This window comes from Tractidigestivibacter montrealensis, from assembly GCF_024741235.1.
GTDB classification, from domain to species: domain Bacteria; phylum Actinomycetota; class Coriobacteriia; order Coriobacteriales; family Atopobiaceae; genus Tractidigestivibacter; species Tractidigestivibacter montrealensis.
On record NZ_JANSKA010000008.1, the window covers coordinates 32458 to 49021 of the forward strand.

At 62.9% G+C, this 16564-nt stretch carries 12 protein-coding genes; 11 read left to right on the forward strand and 1 reads right to left on the reverse strand.

What is annotated here, in order from left to right:
* Positions 1-168: 168 nt before the first annotated feature.
* Positions 169-933, reverse strand: coding sequence for a 2,3-diphosphoglycerate-dependent phosphoglycerate mutase (gene gpmA / locus NVS32_RS10135; RefSeq protein ID WP_117652307.1), 765 nt, complete (start codon positions 931-933; stop codon positions 169-171).
* Positions 934-1046: 113 nt separating this feature from the next.
* Between gpmA and NVS32_RS10140 the strand changes: the two genes are divergently transcribed.
* The 11 genes from NVS32_RS10140 to NVS32_RS10190 all read left to right on the forward strand — a co-directional run bounded on the left by NVS32_RS10140 (position 1047) and on the right by NVS32_RS10190 (position 16498).
* Positions 1047-1262: a FeoB-associated Cys-rich membrane protein gene (locus NVS32_RS10140; protein WP_258499705.1), complete on the forward strand. Its 216-nt coding sequence runs from the start codon at positions 1047-1049 to the stop codon at positions 1260-1262.
* 151 nt (positions 1263-1413) lie between these two features.
* Positions 1414-2754, forward strand: coding sequence for a glutamine synthetase family protein (locus tag NVS32_RS10145; protein WP_258499706.1), 1341 nt, complete (start codon positions 1414-1416; stop codon positions 2752-2754).
* Positions 2755-3810: 1056 nt separating this feature from the next.
* A complete protein-coding gene (locus NVS32_RS10150) occupies positions 3811-4662 on the forward strand; it encodes an amino acid ABC transporter substrate-binding protein (protein ID WP_258499707.1) in 852 nt (283 codons plus the stop codon).
* Between the two features lie 92 nt (positions 4663-4754).
* The gene (locus tag NVS32_RS10155) at positions 4755-5597 is read left to right on the forward strand and encodes an ABC transporter substrate-binding protein (RefSeq protein WP_258499708.1); all 843 of its coding nucleotides are present in this window, start codon (positions 4755-4757) and stop codon (positions 5595-5597) included.
* 78 nt (positions 5598-5675) lie between these two features.
* Entirely contained in the window at positions 5676-7148 is a 1473-nt protein-coding gene (locus NVS32_RS10160) for an amino acid ABC transporter permease (RefSeq protein WP_258499730.1), read from the forward strand.
* Positions 7138-8004, forward strand: a complete 867-nt coding sequence (locus NVS32_RS10165) for an amino acid ABC transporter ATP-binding protein (protein ID WP_303646629.1) — start codon at positions 7138-7140, stop codon at positions 8002-8004. The genes NVS32_RS10160 and NVS32_RS10165 overlap by 11 nt, the downstream gene beginning before the upstream one ends.
* 262 nt (positions 8005-8266) lie before the next feature.
* Positions 8267-8941: a response regulator transcription factor gene (locus tag NVS32_RS10170; protein WP_258499709.1), complete on the forward strand. Its 675-nt coding sequence runs from the start codon at positions 8267-8269 to the stop codon at positions 8939-8941.
* Positions 8942-9548: 607 nt separating this feature from the next.
* Positions 9549-11213, forward strand: coding sequence for a S1C family serine protease (locus NVS32_RS10175; protein WP_258499710.1), 1665 nt, complete (start codon positions 9549-9551; stop codon positions 11211-11213).
* Between the two features lie 486 nt (positions 11214-11699).
* Positions 11700-13163, forward strand: a complete 1464-nt coding sequence (locus NVS32_RS10180; protein ID WP_258499711.1) for a DUF2130 domain-containing protein — start codon at positions 11700-11702, stop codon at positions 13161-13163.
* A gap of 302 nt (positions 13164-13465) precedes the next feature.
* Positions 13466-13795: a metal-sensing transcriptional repressor gene (locus NVS32_RS10185; protein ID WP_258499712.1), complete on the forward strand. Its 330-nt coding sequence runs from the start codon at positions 13466-13468 to the stop codon at positions 13793-13795.
* A 72-nt stretch (positions 13796-13867) separates the two neighbouring features.
* Positions 13868-16498, forward strand: coding sequence for a heavy metal translocating P-type ATPase (locus tag NVS32_RS10190; RefSeq protein WP_258499713.1), 2631 nt, complete (start codon positions 13868-13870; stop codon positions 16496-16498).
* The last annotated feature ends 66 nt before the right edge of the window (positions 16499-16564 follow it).

Genomic DNA, 16564 nt, shown 5'->3' on the forward strand with positions numbered 1-16564 from the left:
TCTCGTCCGCGGGATTTAGTTGCCCGGTAAAGCAATCCCGTTGCCCGGTAAAGCAATCCCGTTGCCCGGTAAAACAATCCCGTTGCCCGGTAAAGCAATTCCGCGGCACATAAAAGTCCCCCGGCGACGAGAGCCGCCGGGGGACACTGGGCTGCAATGGCAGACAGCCTACTTCTTAGCCTTGCCCTGGTTGGCAACGGCGTTGATCTTGGCCTCGATGGTGGCGGGGTCGCCAATGTAGTGCTTGTCGAGGATGTTCCAGTCCTTGTCAAAGGTGTAGGAACAAGGAACACCCGTGGGGATGTTGACCTTGAGGATCTCCTCGGGGGTAAGGTGCTCAAGCTGCATCACGAGGGCGCGCAGCGAGTTGCCGTGGGCGGCGATAAGAACGCGCTTGCCGCTCTCGAGCTGCGGCTTGATCTCCTGCTCGAAGTACGGCCACGCGCGGGCGATGGTGTCCTTCAGGCACTCGGTGTAGGGGAGGTCCTCCTGCGGCACGTCGCGGAACATCGCCTGGACGTGCGGGTCACGCTCGTCGCCGGGCGTGAGCGCGGGCGGCTGGACGTCGAAGGAACGACGCCAGATGAGGACCTGCTCCTCGCCGTGCTCCTCGGCGGCCTTGGCCTTGTTGAGGCCCTGGAGTGCGCCGTAGTGGCGCTCGTTGAGACGCCAGGTCTTGTGGACGGGCAGCCACGCGCGGTCCATCTGGTCAAGGACGATGTTCAGCGTGTGGATGGCGCGCTTGAGCAGCGAGGTGTAGCAGACGTCAAAGTCGAAGCCCTGCTCCTTCAGTGCCTTGCCACCGGCAGCCGCCTCCGCGCGGCCGGTGTCGGTGAGGTCGACATCGGTCCAACCGGTAAAGAGGTTGAGCTTGTTCCACTCGGACTCGCCGTGACGAATGATCACGAGGTGCATGTTCTGGTCGTCAGCCATGGGCTTCCCTTCTCTTGGGCTTTTTCGTGCGCTTCCGCACACCTGTAGATAGTATGACGCAAAAGGGTATAGTTGACATAGGTTAACTTGAAGCTTGCATGAGGGAGGTAGCCATGAATCCTCTTGACGTTGTCATTCTCCTTGCGGTGGCTGCGGTGGTGGCCCTGTGCGTTCGGTCGATTGCCCGTGGCGAGACGAGCGAGTGCAGTACCTGTGGAGACACTGGCTGCACGGCGCGCTACACCGGCGGGCATTGCCGCGCCGCCGACGACATGCTCCGCCGTGCCAACGAGGCGCTCGACAAGCCGGCGCACCCCAACGCTGGATAGTTCGCCAGAAAGAGGTGGCGGCGGTTGCCCCAACGTGTCTCCCACGTCATAATTCCCTCCGATGGGAAGGTGGAAACAGGCACGAAATACGGTTGTGGGAACGTAGATGTGATTGAGAAATACCTGCGCCCGTGCCGTCGGGAGGAGACCCATGAGCACCGAGAAGGACATTGATTTTGTTCTACGCACCGTTGAGGAGCGTGACATTCGATTTGTGCGCCTGTGGTTCACAGACGTGCTGGGCACGCTGAAGTCGTTCGCGATCTCGCCGGAGGAGCTTGAGGAGGCGTTTGAGGAGGGCATTGGCTTCGACGGCTCGTCGATTGACGGCTTTGCTCGCCTCGAGGAATCGGACATGCTCGCCTTCCCCGATGCCGAGACGTTCCAGCTTCTGCCTTGGCGCCCCACCGAGAGCGGCGTGGCGCGCGTGTTCTGCAACATCTGCACGCCTTCGCGCGAGCCGTTTGCCGGCGACCCGCGCGGCTGCCTCGAGCGCGTCTTCGAGCGCGCGGACCGCGAGGGCTACGTCTTCAACGTTGGTCCCAAGATCGAGTACTTCTACTTTGACAACGACGTGGATCCCGTGCCTCTCGACACCGCCGGCTACTTTGACCTTACGCCGAGCGACGTGGCAAACGATCTGCGCCGCCAGACCACGCTTACGCTCGAGAAGATGTCCGTCCCCGTGCAGTACTCCTTCCATGGCGGCGGTCCGTCCCAGAACGTCATCGAGCTGCGCTTCACCGAGGCTGTGAGCTGCGCTGACAACATCATGTCTTCTCGCCTGGTCATCAAGCAGGAGGCGGCGGCCGAGGGGCTGTTCGCGTCGTTTATGCCCAAGCCCCTCTCGGATGCGCCGGGCTCCGCCATGTTCCTGTACCTCTCGCTCTTCGACCACGACGGCGAGAACCTCTTCTGGGCGCCCAAGACCGAGCACCCCGCGCACCTCTCCGAGCTGGCGCAGCACTTTGTGGCGGGCCTTCTCCGCTACGCGCCCGAGTTCACGCTGGTCACCAACCCCACGGTGAACTCGTACAAGCGCTTTATCACCTCCGGCGAGGTCCCCAACTACGCCACGTGGGGGCGCAAGAACCGCTCCGCGCTGGTGCGCGTTCCTACGCACAAGCCCGGCAAGCATGTGGCAACGCGCGTCGAGCTGCGCAGCGCCGACAACACCGCCAACCCGTACCTTGCGCTGGCCGTCACGCTGGCTGCGGGCCTCAAGGGCATCGAGGACGAGCTTGTGCTTCCCGAGGAGGCTACGGTTGACACCTTCTCGCAGAGTGAGCGCGAGCTTGCTGCCGAGGGTATCGAGCGTCTGCCGCGCACGCTGGGCGAGGCGGTCGATCGCTTCGAGGAGTCAGAGCTCATGCGCGAGACGCTGGGCGAGCACATCTTCAACTACCTCGTGGAGAGCAAGCGCCGCGAGTGGGAGGAGTTCTGCACTACCGTTACCGACTGGGAGCGCGTCCACTACTACGGCGGCGTGTAGGCCGCGGCCTTCTCGCCGAGAGCTGCATTGCGCATTGCGGCGCCCGCCGGAAACCCGGCGGGCGCCTTTCTCGTGAGACAAAGGGACAGTCCCTTTGTCTCATGCCACGCCCGAGCGAAGGTCTCGCGGCTAGTGCGTACAAGAAGGGCCTGATAGCGTCATCGGAGGTCCCGTTGACATCCACTCTCCGCCCTAGAGCATCTCTCCCTATCGCCAGACCGGTGCCTTCTTCTTACGCCACCGATTTCCCCGAAGCTGATTATTGCGCGTTATTTCTCCATAACCCACAAGTCAACTGGCCTTATATCGAAATGGCGAGAAATAACGCGCAATAAATTCGGAGGATGGGGCGGGTTGCGTGGGTAGAGCGACAGTGCTGGCGGTGCGAGATGCGCCAGCTCTTGGGTCCTCCAATCACCTTCGTTCGGAGATTAGCTCCCTTTCTTAGAACGGTTTCGCGGCAACTGGGCAAACGTCGAAGTCGTTTAAGAAATAGAGCTAAACTCTGCGGGCATGCGGCGCAAGCTGGAGGACGGTAGCCGCCAGCTGCGTTGTTGATGGGTGAGAGGGGTGCGGCGTCTCGGCTCGTCTCAGTACTTCCGGTTGGCAGCAGTTTTGGTTGAAACCCTTATGTGACCGTGCAAATATAGCAATTCGCTGACCTGCGGTTTATCAATACTCGAACTACTCGATACTCGTGGGTATCTCGAAAAACCGTATCCCAATCGTCAATGTCTGCCAACTCGACTACGTGAGCTCAGTGGAGCCTCGTCGCTCCTGCTGTCACACACGCCTGCCCAGAGACTCCACTTATGCGCTTTGTTGCATAGGAATTCAATGACCCATACAGATATTGGTCAGAATATTCCATAAATTGGCATAAACATAGACAATAATGCATAAATTGTCGAAAAATAGCAGCTCACTCTTTGTCAATCTTGTTAAGAAACCGCGCTGCGCCGCCGTTCGCGGAGCCGTTGAGCCAAACTACTTGACCAACGGAGGGGTGGTATCAAGGCCGTAATGTTCCCCTCACGTCAGAGAGAAGAGCATCTCATGAAGCAGCTCGCGTCACTCACGCGCCGCGACTTTCTCGCGTGCGCAATGGCAGCCATGGGCACGGCGGCACTCGCCGGATGTGGCTCCGCGTCGTCCTCAACGGGCACTTCTACCAGCGCATCAACAACCTCAGCCTCGCAGGACACCTACACCCTGGTGAAGGATGGACAGCTCACCATTGCCTCCGACCTCGCCAACCCGCCGCTTGACTACACCGACACCTCGACCAACGAGCCCACGGGCTTCGAAGTCGAGCTCATGCAGGCCATTGGCGAGAAGCTCGGCCTTACGAGCGTGTACCTCTCGCCCGTGAAGTTTGACACCATCATCCCCACCATCAAGCAGGGCGGTACGGCCGACGTGGGCGTCTCCAACTTCACCATCACCGACGAGCGCAAGCAGGAGATCGACTTCACCGACCCCTACCTGGACTCCAACCAGGGTCTCGTGACCGCAAAGACCTCCACCAAGACCACGCAGGACGACCTCAACTCCACGGACGTCAAGGTGGCCGTGCAGGCCGGCACTACCGGCGAGTCCTGGGTCGAGGAGAACCTCCCCAACGCCACGCTAGTCTCGCTCGACGATCCGGTTGTGGCACTCACGGGCGTCCAGTCCGGCCTCTACGACGCGGCCGTGGCCGACCTCCCCGTGGTCCAGTACCTCGTGAACAACTCCTTTACCGACTGCCAGGTCTCCATCGAGATCCCCACGGGCGAGCAGTACGGCATCGTTGTCTCCAAGGGCAACCCCGCGCTCACGAGCGCGATCAACGACGCGCTGGCCCAGCTCGACGAGGAAGGCACGCTGAAGGACCTCAAGACCAAGTGGTTTGGCTCAGACCTGTAACGCTCCGAGTCCACCGCCTGTAACGTTGTGCGGTAACAATGGGGGACAAGCACTGCCCGTCATCGGACGGGGGAAAGGAAGAAGGGAACACCATGAAGAATTCCATGAGCAGGCGTCAGTTCATTCTCGCCGCAGGTGCCCTTGCGGGCAGCGCGGTGCTCGCTGGCTGCGGCGGCAGCTCCACCAGTAGCTCCAGCACGTCTACGAACACGGACTCGTCCGCGAGCGACGACTCCTACACGCTCGTGAAGGACGGCACCCTGACCGTCGTTGCCGAGCTGGGCTTTGCACCGTTCGAGTACATGAATGACCAGACCGGCGACCCCGAGGGCTTCGACGTCGACGTCATCAACGCCGTCGCAGAGAAGATGGGCCTCCAGTGCGAGTACCTGCCTAACCAGAAGTTCGATACCCTGGTGCCCCTCATCAAGCAGGGCGGCAAGGCCGACGTCTCCATCGCTGCCATCACGATTACCGACGAGCGCGAGGAGTCCGTCGACTTCTCCGAGCCTTACCTCGACTCCAACCAGGCTATCGTTGCCCTGAAGGGTTCCACCGAGACCGAGGCGACCCTGAACGACGCCTCCAAGCAGGTTGTCTGCCAGGGAGGCACCACCGGTAACGACTGGATCACCGAGAACCTCCCCAACGCCACGTGCGTGCCCGTCGACGACGTCACGGCCGCCCTCACCGGCGTCCAGACCGGCCTCTACAACGCCATGGTCGTCGACCTCCCCGTTGCCAAGTACATGCTCACCAACTCCTTCTCCGACCTGGACATCATCGAGGAGATCGCCACGGGCGAGCAGTACGGCATCGCGATCTCTAAGGACAACCCCAACCTCACGAAGGCCGTCAACAAGGCGCTCGAGGACATGAAGAGCGACGGCACGATGGACTCCATCGAGACCAAGTGGTTCGGCTCGACCATCTAGCAGGCATCATCAGGCACGGAAACGACGGCGGGGCCACACGGCCCCGCTTTCCAGTCAGGAGCAATTACCTTGTCACACATGCATGAGAACGCCATGACGAGAGGGGAGAGCCACCACACGCGGCGCCTGCCTTTGCTCGCCCTCGCGCTTTCGGCCGCGCTCGTCCTTGTCGCCACCATGGCGCTTCTCCCCGTGAGCGCGCTTGCCATGACCACCAACAAGGCCACGGCACGCCCCAACGAGGACGGCGGCTCCGGAGTCATTGGCGCCATGGACACGCGTCTCACCTGGGAAGGAACGGTCGGCGGCGACGAGGAGGTCTCCTCGATCACGCTGAGTCTCCCCGAAGGTGCGACCTTTGACCACGCGAGCACCCGCATCACCGTGCTCGACGGCCTCAATCGCACGAGCATCGACGGCACCGCCACCTCGTCGGGTAACTCGGTGGACGTGCAGTTCTCGGAGGGCATTCCCGCGGGCTCGCTCGTGCGCCTTGAGATTACGAACATGCAGTTCCCCGCCGACGGCGGTGACTACGTGGTCTCGGGCAGCTACACCACCGCGGACGGCCAGTCGCATGCGCTTGACGACTCCGCCGCCATCACGGTGATCGCCAACACGCCGCTCCAGGCAGCCGTGAGCTGGCTCGACGCACAGCCCTGGGTCGCGGCGTGGAACTCCAACCCGTTCCTCGGCATGTTCTTTAAGCCCCAGCTGCTCCTGACGTCGTTCGCCTCGCTCTTCCCCGGCTGGCTCGTCTGCCTGGGCATCGTGCTTGCCTGCTACCCGTTTGCCATCGTGCTTGGCCTGGCCTTCGCCATGCTCAAGACCAGCCGTCACAAGGTGCTGCGCGCCATCGCCATCTGCTACATCAACCTTTTGCGCGGCACGCCGCTCTTCCTGCAGATTTACATCATGTTCTTTGGCCTGCCCATGGTTGGCATCAACATCGACAACAACGTCTTGGGCGTCATTGTGATGGCCGTGAACTCCTCGGCGTACTTGGCCGAGATCTTCCGCGCGGGCATCCAGTCCATCCCGCAGGGCCAGTACGAGGCCGCGGCATCCCTGGGCATGAACGGCTTCCAGACCATGACCTCCATCATCCTGCCGCAGACCGTGCGCCGCGTCATCCCCACGGTTACCAGTGACTTCATTACGTCCTACAAGGACACGTCGCTGCTATCCTCGGTGGGCGTCATGGAGCTCATGATGTTCTCGAAGAACCTCACCACCACCTCGGGCAACATCACCCCGTACATGGCTGCCGCCATCTACTACCTCATCGTGACGCTGCCGCTCATCAAGGTTGTTGGCATCATCGAGAACAACATCGCCCGCTCCGAGCGCGGCGGCGGCCCCAGGCCCAAGCGTCGCGCCGTGGCCGGCGCGTCTCAGCAGGCTTCTAAGGCCGAGGAGGAGCTTGCCGCCTCTGCCGAGGTCTCCCACGCCGAGACGGCCAAGCCTGCCGCCGACGTGTTTGCGGCCCTCTCCGCGCCGTTTGTCTCGCATCCCACCGTCGACCTTGGAGGTGTCGCAGATGGCGAGTAAGCACCGTCATTCGCATGAGGACGTGCCCGTCGTCCCCGATGCCCTCTCTGCCGAGGAGGCGGCCAGCCTCGCCTTTGCCTCGGACAAGACCCTCACCAAGCACCACTTCACCGAGGGCGAGCACCCCATTGTGCGCATCGAGCACCTCAACAAGTCCTTCGATGACACCAAGGTCCTGCGCGACGTCAACCTGGACGTGTGGCCGGGCGAGGTCGTCGTGGTGCTGGGGCCGTCCGGCTCGGGCAAGTCGACGATGCTGCGCTGCATCAACCTGCTCGAGACGCCTACGGCCGGTCACATTCTGATCGAGGACCAGGAGATCACGGGGCAGAGCAAGACCGACGTCAACAAGCTGCGCCGCGAGGTTGGCATGGTGTTCCAGTCGTTCAACCTCTTCCCTCACCTCACCGCCAAGCAGAATGTGATGATCGGCCAGACCAAGGTCCTCAAGCGCTCTAAGGAGGACGCCGAGGCCGAGGCCATGAAGCAGCTCACGGCCGTTGGCCTGGCGGACCGCGCTGACTTCAAGCCGCCTCAGCTCTCCGGCGGCCAGCAGCAGCGCGTGGCCATCGCGCGCGCCGTGGCCATGCACCCCAATGTGCTGCTCTTCGACGAGCCCACGAGCGCCCTTGACCCAGAGCTGGTTCGCGGCGTCCTCGACGTTATTCGTGACCTGGCCGAGAACTCCGGCATGACCATGATCGTGGTCACGCACGAGATGGACTTTGCCCGCGAGGTCGCCGACCGCGTGGTCTTCATGGAGGACGGCGTGGTGGTCGAGCAGGGCGTGCCCGAGAAGGTCTTCGACCATCCCGAGAACGCGCGTACGGCCGAGTTCCTGGGTTCCATCGGGTAGCGGAGGGCTCGCACCGCGGCTGTCGTGGCCTGCTAATATTGGTGTTTTAGGGACAATGTTTGCCATAAACTGTCCCTAAGATATGTGCACAGTTTGTGAGTTGGGGGCGTCGCATCGGCTGCAGCCGTGTGCGGCGCCCCCTTCTAGCTGCGTCTCGTTTGGATTTTGTTGAGGCTCGCTAGCCACGTGTGCGGCTGTGCTACTCTGTTTTCTGGACTATGAACAAGTTGCAATAGCTTTGACCAACCGGCAGGGGGCTAGAGTGCATCACAAGAACATCCTGCTCATATCTGGTACCACGCGCCTGCACGATCGCATGCGCGAGCTTTCCCACGCCATAGACGTCTCAATTGCCCTTGCAAACGAGGAGACGTTCTCGCAGGCAGTTTCTTCTGGGCACGAGTTTGACCTCGTTATTCTCGATGCGGACGGTATGCCCCAGGACACCCTCAACGCCGTGGATTCCTTTGTTGCCGAGAACGGCTTTATCCCCATGCTGCTGGTGCAGGATCCGGACAAGCTCTCCACCATGCGCATGCCCACGCAGGGCAAGAACGACTTCATTCTCTCCACGGCCGGTGTAGACGAGCTTGAGGTGCGTTGCTCGCTTCTGCTGTGGCCGGGCGAGGAGAGTGCTCCCGCGGACATCGTGACTGTGGACAACATGACCATCAACCTTGCCACCTATCAGGTCTACATTGACGAGAAGCCCGTTGACCTCACGCTCATGGAGTACTCGCTCCTGTCGTTTTTGGCCACGCACCCTTCGCGCGCGTACTCGCGCGAGACGCTGCTGCACCGCGTGTGGGGCTTCGAGTACTGTGGCGGCACGCGAACCGTCGACGTGCACATTCGTCGCGTGCGCTCCAAGGTTGGCCCACAGGTTGCGGCGCACATCGTTACCATCCGCGGCGTGGGGTACCTCTTCCGCGTGTAGGCTTGGCGTTTGGGGATAGATTGAGTTGCCGGGGGCTGCTGCGAGGCGGCCCCTTTTTGGTGCTGGTTTGCAGCCGGCTGCACGCTGGCGGCTGCGGGAAGGCTGCTCGTCTGGCTCTACTCGCCTCGTTTCAATTATTGCGCGATATTCCTTGCAATACTGGCGTTTTACCAGTTGGATGTCCTCACATCAGTGAATTTCGTGCAATAAATCTGCTGAGAGACCCTGGCATCTCGAGCCCAAGTTGCAGAGAGGGCCAACGGGCTCCGAGGCCTGCTGCATGCCCGTATCTGCCGCTCCTCCAGCCGTTCTTTAGTGGTATTTGAGAACCGGATTCGACATTTCCGCAGGTCGCGAGAATTGCGATTCTCAGATTCCGATAAAGAATGCAGAAGGAGAGGGAGCGGGGGGCCGAGCGCGGGCTCAGGAGGTTACGGGCAGTGAAGGGACGTCTCGCTCCGCTGGGTTTTCAGGAACACAAAAGACTTGTTGCGCAGGCGTGGCGATACAGCGCCAAACGCGGCACCCTTGGCGTAACGGGGTACATTCACAGTCGTAAGCAGGACGGCCCCGGTGGGCCGCCACAGACGAAGGGTGGGACGTTTCCATGGCAGACTATTCCACGGGCAAGCCTGGCGAGGGTATGAACGGCGCCGGCTCGGCCCCTCAGCAGAACCAGGGCACGGAGCCCACGCAGGCACAGCCCACGCAGGCACAGCCCACGCAGAGCTATGACTATGCAAACTATGGCGGCAAGGGCGCGGCGTACTCGCCAAGCGCCGGCTACGTAGGCGCAGGCCAGCAGGGCGGCTCGCAGGCGGGGCAGACGACGCAGCAGCCTCAGCCAGTCCAGCCCGCAGCGGGCGGCAACGGCGGCGTGGGCAATGGCGGAGACAAGCCAGGCAAGGATAAGAAGGCCGGCGTGAGCAAGCCCATCGCTGCAGGTGCGATCTCTGGAGTTGTGGCAGCGCTCGTCGTGGTGCTCGTGCTGAGCCTCACGGGCTTCTTCGGCAAGCCCTCCACAACTGCGGGCTCCAGTTCCTCCTCGGGTAGCTCCAGCTCGAGCAACGGCACCATCAACATCACGTCGAGCGATACCGACGCGTCGACGGCCGAGGCCGTAGCCGCAAAGGCCATGCCCTCCGTGGTCTCGGTGAATGTCACTACCGACAGCGGTGAGGGTCTTGGCTCCGGCGTCATTCTCGACACGGACGGCGACATCCTCACGAACTACCACGTGATTGACGGTGCCACCTCCGTCAGCGTGACCATCAGCGGCAAGAGCTACGAGGCCAGCGTGGTTGGCTCCGATTCCTCCTCCGACCTCGCGGTCATCAAGGCCGACCTCAACGGTGACTCCGTGACCCCCATCGAGGTGGGCGACTCCTCCCAGCTCAACGTTGGCTCCTGGGTCATGACCATTGGCAGCCCGTTTGGCCTCGACCAGTCCGTCTCCGAGGGCATCGTCTCTGCGCTGTACCGCAACGAGCTCCTGCAGTCCAGCTCGGGCGACACCATCTACACCAACCTCATCCAGGTTGACGCTGCTATCAACCCCGGCAACTCCGGCGGTGCGCTCGTGAACGATGAGGGTCAGCTCGTGGGCATCTCCACGCTCTACTCGTCCTCGACTGAGTCCTTCGCGGGCATCGGCTTTGCCATCCCCGGCAACTACGCCATCAAGATTGCCGACAAGATCATTAGCGGCGAGGAGGTCACGCATGCCTACATCGGCCTCTCGATGCAGACTGTGAACGCCCAGAACGCCCGCTCCAACGGGCTCTCCGTGAACCAGGGCGCCTACGTTGCCGAGGTCGTCTCTGGTGGCCCTGCCGACCAGGCCGGCATCCAGAAGGGCGACATCATCGTTGCCATGGACGGCGAGGCGATCACTTCCGCCGACGGCATGGTCCTTGCGGTGCGCTCGCATGACATTGGCGACACCGTCACCGTGACCGTCGTGCGTGGCAACGATACCAAGGACCTCACGGTGACGCTTGGCTCCGACGAGGCTCTCCAGGCTCAGCCCGAGCAGGAGAACTCCTCCTCTAACAGCACCACCGGGAACGGCATTGGCCTGAATGGCGACGGCACCGGCCTGAACGACAACAGCAACGGCAACAGCACCACGCAGGACGAGCTTGAGCAGTGGATCGAGGAGCGCATGCAGCAGCGCCAGAACTCCACCGGCTCCTACACCACCGGCAGCGGCGCGAGCTATTCGACCGGTGCCGAGGCAACCACGCTCTCGGCTGAGGGCTGGGCTGCCTAGGCCAGCATCTGCACAAGCACCGCCACATCACACGCGGCGAGGGCCCCTGGGCTCCCGCCGCGTTTTTCTGTCTCACGTTGTGCGGCCGTGCGGAGTCCTTGAGGCTGCTGTCGCAAGTGTTTGCTGTCGCAAGTGTTCTTACCGGGCCGAAGGGAGAAATGCACGAGTCCTGCGGAAACTTCCCCGCCAGTCTACGGGCCGGTAATAAGTGGTGGCCAGTTGCCCCCGTTGTTACCGGCCCGTTGAGCAGCGCGGACATTTGGCCAGTTGGCGAGAGCAGCTTGCCACGGGCCCGCAACAAGGACTAAGCTCCTTCCGCTCGTTGTTGCCGGGCCGTTGCCCCGCGAGCAAGCTTTACCAGTTGGCGGGAGCGAAGGAGAACGTGCCGGTAACAAGCCGCGAATCCCGCCATGCTTCTCTGTCTCGCTTATTTGTGTCGCGCGGGCCGTGTACCCTTTATGCAGGAACATTGCCAAAGGAGGTCCCATGGCCGAGATAAAGTGCCCCAACTGCGGGAAGGTCTTCCAGGTGGACGAGGCGGGCTACGCTCAGATTCTGCAGCAGGTGCGCGACGCCGAGTTTAAGCGCCAGCTGGACGAGCAGCGCGCCCTCATGGAGCAGCGCGAGGCGGCTGCCGTGGAGGCGGCACGCGCCAAGGCCCAGGAGGCGCTGCGTGCGGAGGTCGCCAAGCTCTCCTCGCAGCTTGAGCAGGCGCAGGCCGCGGCCAAGGTGCAGCAGGCCACTGCCGAGAAGAGCGCACAGGAGCTCCTTGCGCGGGCGCAGGATGCGGCAGCGCAGAAGCTTGCGGCCGCACAGCAGGAGTCCGCGGAGCAGCTTGCCCAGAGGGATGCCAGCATCGCGCGCCTCACCGAGCAGCTCCGCGCGCAGGAAGAGCAGGCCAAGGGCGCTCGTGAGCTCGCCGTGACGCGCGCCACCGCCGAGCGCGACCGTCGCCTGGTCGAGCTGCAGTCGCAGGTGCAGGAGGTTTCGGCCAAGAAGGACCAGGAGATTGCCGTTCTCAACCAGCGCCTGGTCGAGCAGGAGAAGTACAAGGACCAAGAGATTCGCGACCGGGACGACGAGATTGAGCGCATCAAGAACCAGCGCTCGCGCCTCTCGGTCAAGCTCATTGGCGAGACCCTGGAGCAGCACTGCGAGTCCGAGTTCAACAAGGTACGCATGATGGCGTTCCCGCGTGCGGAGTTCCACAAGGACAACGACGTGGTCGACGGCAGCAAGGGGGACTACGTCTTTAGGGAGTGCGACGAGTCCGGCACAGAGATCGTCTCGATCATGTTCGACATGAAGAACGAGGACGACAACTCCGTGAACCGCAAGCGCAACGAGGACCACTTTGCCAAGCTCGACCGGGACCGTCGCAACAAGCACTGCGAGTACGCCGTTCTCGTCTCTACGCTTGAGCCCGAGAGCGAGCTCTACAACGCGGGCATCGTGGACGTCTCGTATCGCTACCCCAAGATGTACGTGGTGCGCCCGCAGTTCTTCCTGCCAATCATCAGCCTGCTGAGAAACGCCGGCCTGAACGCGGTCTCGGCTCGGCGCGAGCTTGCCGAGGTGCGCCAGCAGAACCTCGACGTGACAAACTTCGAGGAGAAGCTCGAGAAGTTCAAGCAGGGGTTTGGACGCAACTACGAACAGGCCTCCAAGCGCTTCTCGGAGGCAATCGAGCAGATTGATCGCTCCATTGCGTCGCTCCAGAAGGTGAAGGAGAGCCTCACCAAGTCCGAGAACCAGCTCCGGCTTGCCAACGACAAGGCGGAAGACCTCACCATTAGGCGCCTCACCCGAGGCAACAAGACCATGAAGGCGGCGTTCGAGGAGGCCGCGAAGACACAAGCGGGGGAGGGTGGCTCTGACGCGGGCTCGGTTCCTGCGGAGCACGACGAGGGAGACCCGGCCAACGCCGTGGAGCCTGACGTGGTGGAGTAGGACGGTTTGGGCCGCGCGGGAGTTGGGGACGCCGGCGGTACGTGCGCTACACATTCGGGTCCGAACATGTGACCCGCGCAGGTCGATACTCAATCGGCGTCCAAATGTGTAGCGGACTGTCACACAATCGGCGTCCGAACGTGTAGCGACCTGGGCGCGCTACACAAACGCCCTCGAATGTGTAGCGGTCGCAAACGTAATCTTCTCGTTTGACTGGTACCCCAAAGGGGTATATTGTCTCATGGTAGAAGATGCCCCAGGGGAGTATATGATCCCCCGATGCACTTAGGAAGGGAGCCAGCATGGAGACAACCGAACACGCATGCGCTGGGACAAATTCCGAGACGTGCGCCCACATGAAGCAGACGCCCCGCTCCGAGGAGCTCAGGCACGATGTCACCTGCCGCATCAACCGCGCAATCGGGCAGCTTAACGGCGTCAAGGCCATGGTCGAGGAGGACCGCTACTGCGGAGACGTCCTGACTCAGCTTGCGGCGGTGGAGTCCGCAGTGAAGGCTGTGAGCCGCGAGATCATGCAGGACCATCTCGAGACCTGCGTGGTTGAGCGCATCCAGGCGGGCGACACCGAGGTCGTGGACGAGGTCATGCGCCTCTTCAAGAAGTTCATGTGAGTCTCGCGTAAAGCGAGGTCAGACAGCATTTCCCTGCTCCCAGGGACGCAACAGCGAAGGGAACCAAGCACTATGAAGCAAACGTTCGACATCACGGGCATGACCTGCGCGGCCTGCTCGGCACGGGTTGGCAAGGCCGCATCCGGCGTGCCTGGGGTGACAGAGGCCAACGTCAACCTGCTCAAGAACTCGATGGAGCTCGACTACGACGGCAACCCCAAGACGGCGCAGGCTGTAGTCGCCGCCATCGAGGAGGCAGGCTACGGCGCCTCGCCTCGACAGGAGGCAAGCGGCGCTGCCTCGCGCAGCTCGTTCGTCGACCCCAGGGAGGGCGCTCAGAAGGCGATCGAGGCCAAGAAGAAGCAGCTCATCTGGTCCATCGTCTTTGGCGTGCCCCTCTTCTACCTGGCCATGGGTCCCATGCTTGGCTGGCCGGAGGTTCCCGGCCTTGCCGGCATGCAGGGCATGATGGCCTCCGCGATGACGCAGCTCCTTCTCGCCACCTGCGTGCTCTTTGTCAACCGCAGCTACTTTGTCATGGGGTTTAAGACCCTCTCGCACCTCTCGCCAAACATGGACTCGCTCATCGCCATTGGGTCTGCGGCGAGCTACGCCTACAGCCTGGTGGGGGTCTACCAGATGGCGCTGGCACTTGGTGCCGCGGACCTCGAGGGCGCCCACTACGCCATGATGCACTCGCTGTACTTTGACTCGGCCGGCACCATCCTTGTGCTCATCACGCTGGGCAAGTACTTCGAGGCCCGTGCCAAGGGCAAGACAACCTCTGCCATCAGCGCACTCATGGACCTCGCGCCCAAGACGGCACGCGTGCGCCGCAACGGCCAGGAGGTCGAGGTGGCTACCGACGAGGTGCGCGTGGGAGACATTGTGGTGGTGCGTGCCGGGGAGTCCGTACCGGTCGACGGCATCATTCGCGAGGGCTCCGCCTCGATTGACGAGTCTGCCATCACCGGAGAGCCGGTTCCTGCCGAGAAGGGCGCGGGCGACCGCGTGACCGGTGCCACCGTGAGCCAGCGCGGCTGGTTTGCCATGGAGGCCACGGCTGTTGGCGACGACACGGCGCTTGCGAGCATCATCCGCCTCGTGGACGAGGCCACAAGCTCCAAGGCGCCCATCGAGCGCCAGGCCGACAAGATCGCCGGCGTCTTTGTCCCGGTGGTCATGGCGATTGCCGCCGTCACCTTCCTGGGTTGGATTGCAGTCTTTGCCCCCGGTGACTTTGCGACGGCGTTCAACCATGCCGTCTCGGTGCTGGTCATTTCCTGCCCCTGCGCGCTTGGCCTGGCCACGCCTACGGCAATCATGGTAGGCACGGAGCGCGGCGCCAAGGTGGGCATCCTCATCAAGAGCGCCGAGGCCCTTGAGGGCGCCTGCGACCTGGACACCGTGGTGCTCGACAAGACCGGCACCATCACCGAGGGTAAGCCGCGCGTGACCGACGTGCGCCTGGCTGCCGGCGTGGACGAGGTCGAGCTTGCGCGCGTTGCCGCCGCGCTCGAGCGCAAGAGCGAGCACCCGCTTGCGCAGGCCGTCTGCGACTACGTGGACGAGACACATGCAGGCGCTGATAAGGACGTGGACTCCGCAGGGTTCGAGCAGGTCGCCGGCGGTGGCGTGCGCGCCCAGGTCGACGGCGCTCCCGCCATCGCGGGCAATGCTCGCCTCATGGCGTCCGCTGGCGTGGACGTCTCGGCGCTCGCCCCGCAGGCGGACGAGCTTGCGGCCCAGGCAAAGACGCCGCTCTACTTTGCGCTCGGTGGCCGTGCGCTGGGGCTTCTCGGCGTGGCGGACGTGGTGAAGGAGACCTCGGCCTCGGCCGTGGCACGTCTGCGCCGCATGGGCGTGCGCACCATCATGCTCACGGGCGACCAGGCAAAGACCGCTAAGGCAGTGGCGCGCCAGGTGGGCGTCGACGAGGTCGTGGCCGGCGTGCTTCCCAGCCAGAAGGAGCAGAAGGTCCGCGAGCTCCAGGGCCAGGGCCACAAGGTGGCCATGGTGGGTGACGGCATCAACGACGCCCCGGCACTTGCCCGCGCCGACGTGGGCATTGCCATTGGCGCCGGTACCGACGTTGCCATTAGCTCGGCAGACGTGGTGCTCATGCACTCCGACCCGGCAGACGTTGCCACCGCCATCGAGCTGAGCCACGCCACCATGCGTGACATCCGGCAGAACCTGTTCTGGGCGCTGTTCTACAACGCGATCTGCATCCCCGTGGCCATGGGCGTGCTCTCGCCCCTGGGCGTGACGCTCAACCCCATGGTAGGGGCGGCGGCAATGGGCTTCTCGTCCGTGTTTGTTGTCTCCAACGCGCTCAGGCTCTTTGCCTGGAAGCCCAGGCAGGCGGACGAGAAGGACGCTGCGCCTGTTGACACCAAGGTCATTCCGGCCGTTGCGGAGCATGATGTCGCACCCGCGGCCGAGGTCAAGAATGCGACTGCCGCGGAGGCAGCCGCCAACGAGAGGAGTACTGCCATGGAGAAGAAGCTCAACGTCGAGGGAATGATGTGCGACCACTGCGTTGCCCACGTGACCAAGGCCCTCGAAGGCGTTCCGGGCGTGAGCTCGGCCAAGGTCTCGCTTGCGGACAAGAACGCCGTGGTCGAGGCGGCGCCTGAGGTCACCGATGAGGCACTTGTCGCCGCTGTCAAGGACGCGGGCTACGAGGCCACAGTGGCGTAGCGTCAAGCGCCATCCACGTGGTGTTTCTCGACAGGAAGTTCATGCCGTTCAAGGGTCTCGCCGGCG